Source organism: Treponema sp. Marseille-Q4523, assembly GCF_016901105.1.
Lineage (GTDB): Bacteria > Spirochaetota > Spirochaetia > Treponematales > Treponemataceae > Treponema_D.
This window is the reverse complement of sequence record NZ_JAFEVM010000073.1, coordinates 1-3342: the sequence shown is the minus strand read 5'-3', so window position 1 is coordinate 3342 and position 3342 is coordinate 1. Positions and strand designations below refer to the sequence as shown.

The following is a 3342-nucleotide window of genomic DNA, read 5'->3' as shown; positions in this document are numbered from 1 at the left end:
GCATTATATGATAATGAAGACAAAAGTATAGATGATTTTATTGATGCTTCAAGACGAGCAACAACTGATAAAACTAAAAGAGAGCTTCGTGCAAGAACTCTTTGTGAATTATTAAGTAGTTAATATTATGTCTTCACCAAAACAGGTTAAAACACAGTACATTGCTCAACTTGATAGATTGATTAGTATAGATGCAGAATATCAACGAATTAGTTTCTCATCTGTTGATATTCTCCACCAAAGTATTGAATATACATTCTTACAAGGTTATAAAAATTGGGAAAACTTTATTGAAGACTTATTTATTTCATGCTCTCAGTATAAAGGTAAAGTGTTTGGTTCTAAAGTTGGATCATACCTTAAACCAGTGGATGATGTACATGCACTTAACTTATTAAAACTTGAAAAAGATTTTATTGATTGGACAAGCCCAGAAACAATTATTAGCCGTGCAGAAATATGTTTTAGTAATCATGAAATTATAACGAAAAGTATAAAATTAACAACAAAGGATTTAAGGGATGCAAAAAAATTGCGAAATTGTATTGCACACGGTTCAAAAGAATCTATTCGTATATTTAATGAATTATGCCGGAATAATGTGGGTGCTGTAAATATTACCCCTGGTCAGTATCTTAATACTATATCACCTGATAGAAGTAATAACTATAATGTATACTATCTATTATTATTCAAGAAATTGATAAATAATATTATTCCGTAAATTTCATCTAACACCCGCTTCAACCTGACAACACGGACAAGCCGCAAATGCAGGTTAAGCGACTGTTATATGGATTGCCCACATGGCAACTTTCGGTAAAAAAAATCAAAAAATTTTTATTATAACCATTGACATTACAACAGCGATGTGTTATCTTGTGTTTGGATGTAACAATAAACATTACATCTAAAATTTATTCGGCGATAAATACGCCGCAAGGAGATAAAATGAAAAAATCACTTTTGCTAACGGCAATTATTGGTCTGGCAGCAACTATAGTCATCAGCTGCAACACAACAAAATCAATGACAGCGGGAAAGACTGCGAAGGAGACCTCTATGACACAAATTGAAAAGGCTCAGGCACTCATCGGAACATTCGCATCAGGCGACACAGAAAAGGCCCGTTCGCTTTTGGCAGAAGGCTATATTCAGCACAACCTCGCTTACGGAACGGGAGCAGAAGCATTTGTCGGCTCAGTTGCATATCTTGCAAGCGCTCCTGTAAAAACTACTCTCAAGACAATCCGTGCTTTTGAAGATGGAGACAAAGTTTTTATGCAGACTGTCTATAACTTTGCAGGAGCAGGTGAACAGGTTGCGTTTGATATTTTCCGCTTTGACTCAGACGGAAAAATCGCAGAACACTGGGATAATCTTGCAAATATCGTCCCTGCAAATCCAAGCGGACACACGCAGATTGACGGCACAACAAAAATCGAAGATGATGATAAGACCGAAGCAAACCGGGAGCTTGTAAAGAATTTCCTTGTTGATGTAATGCAGGGAAAGCATCCTGAAAAAACGCCTTCATATTTTGACGGCGACAAATACATTCAGCATAACTCAGGAATTGCAGACGGTCTTTCCGGTCTAGACGCTGCCCTTGAAGCACTTGGAAAGCAGGGAATCGCCATGATTTACGACAAAACCCATCAGGTTTTATCTCAGGGAAATTTCGTGCTTGCTGTGAGCGAGGGAACTTTTGCAGGAAAGCCTACAAGCTACTATGACCTTTGGCGAATTGAGAACGGCAAAATTGCAGAACACTGGGATATAATGGAAACAATTGCCGAAAAATCAACCTGGCAGAATCAGAACGGTAAGTTCTAAGATTTTTTGACTAAAAAAGGCGGACGGTGAAAATCGTCCGCCTTTTACGCTATAATATTAATATGCAGATAACAAGCAGATTTACGATCGCCCTTCACATCTTCACTTGTGTTGAAGTTTTCAAGGACGATTACAAAGTTACAAGTGATTTTCTTGCATCTTCCATAAACACAAACCCTGTCATCATTCGTAAGATTTTGATACAGCTAAAAAACGCAGGACTTATAACGGTCTCTCGCGGAACAGGAGGAATTGAAATCACGTATCCGCTTTCGGAAATAACTTTTTATGATGTCTATAAAGCGATAGACCCGATAGAAAACGGCGACCTCTTTCACTTTCACGAAAGTCCAAATCCCGCTTGCCCTGTAGGGCGGAACATTCACACACTGCTTGACGGAAAACTGACTGACATCCAGGACGCAATGGAAAACAGAATGAAAGAGTACACTTTGGAAGATTTGCGTAGCGGAATGAAAGAGATTTTGGCGAAGGAAAAATCATAATGAAAAGAGAGAAAGAACAAACTATGACAATAAACGACATTGCTGATTATCTTGACGGCGTTGGCTTACAGTATCTTGCGACAAACGGGCTTGATGGAAAGCCAAAGGTTCGCCCTGTTCAGTATTGTGAAGGAAGAAAAAGAATGAAAAGCATTTATAATTATGGTTGGATATTTTTACTCATTGCAATTGTATGTATACAAAAAATAAAGAATATTTTTTAATCGAGTCAAGCTTGCCTTCTAAAATGAGATTAAACTTTAGGGCGGAATAAGGATTATTATGGATTATATAGCATTGCTCAGGGGTATCAATGTCGGAAACTCGGTAAAAATCAATATGAAAGAATTGAAAACATTGTTTGAGCAATGCGGTTTTTCAAACGTTTCAACATACATCAATTCCGGAAATGTCATTTTTAAATCACATGATAAGAAAAACAGTATCACGGAGAATATTGAAAAAGCATTACATATAACGACCGGGAATGAAGTAAAAGTATTGGTAAAGACAAAAAGTGAAATGGTAAAAATAGCAAACAGCATCCCCTGTGATTGGCAAAATAATGATGATGAAAAGACCGATGTAGCGTATTTATTTGAATCAATAGATAATGAAAACATAATAAATGAATTGCCGATAAAAAAAGAATATATACAAGTAATATATGTTAAGGGTGCGTTAATCTGGAATGTTCGACGAAAAGATTATAATAAAAGCCATTTAAATAAAATAATATCGCATAAAGTATATAAAGATATGACAATACGAAATGTTAATACGGCTCGATATCTTGCAAATTGCCGATAAAAAAATTAGCTGACACCCGATTTGATCTGACATTGCTTTGCAATGCTGGTTAAGCGAGTCTTGGATTGACACCGTACTGCGGTACCAGGGAAGAAAAAGAATGAAGTTGGCCGTAAGTAAAAAAAATATAAAATCTTTAATTATAAAAATATTTTTTTCTTTACTTTTATTTATGTTATTGTGTTCTTTG

The 3342-nt window shown here is 36.1% G+C and carries 5 protein-coding genes; all 5 read left to right on the top strand.

From position 1 onward, the window contains the following. Positions 1-127: 127 nt before the first annotated feature. The 5 genes from JSQ97_RS12620 (at position 128) to JSQ97_RS12600 (ending at position 3152) form a co-directional block, all read left to right on the top strand. Positions 128-724, top strand: a complete 597-nt coding sequence (locus JSQ97_RS12620; RefSeq protein WP_205076369.1) for a hypothetical protein — start codon at positions 128-130, stop codon at positions 722-724. Positions 725-951: 227 nt separating this feature from the next. Continuing rightward, positions 952-1836: a nuclear transport factor 2 family protein gene (locus tag JSQ97_RS12615; protein WP_205076368.1), complete on the top strand. Its 885-nt coding sequence runs from the start codon at positions 952-954 to the stop codon at positions 1834-1836. A gap of 62 nt (positions 1837-1898) precedes the next feature. Next, on the top strand, positions 1899-2342 hold the full coding sequence (locus JSQ97_RS12610; protein WP_205076367.1) for an Rrf2 family transcriptional regulator: 444 nt from the start codon (positions 1899-1901) through the stop codon (positions 2340-2342). Continuing rightward, a complete protein-coding gene (locus JSQ97_RS12605) occupies positions 2342-2566 on the top strand; it encodes a hypothetical protein (protein WP_205076370.1) in 225 nt (74 codons plus the stop codon). The genes JSQ97_RS12610 and JSQ97_RS12605 overlap by 1 nt, the downstream gene beginning before the upstream one ends. A 58-nt stretch (positions 2567-2624) precedes the next feature. Next, the gene (locus JSQ97_RS12600; RefSeq protein WP_205076366.1) at positions 2625-3152 is read left to right on the top strand and encodes a DUF1697 domain-containing protein; all 528 of its coding nucleotides are present in this window, start codon (positions 2625-2627) and stop codon (positions 3150-3152) included. Positions 3153-3342: the final 190 nt, after the last annotated feature.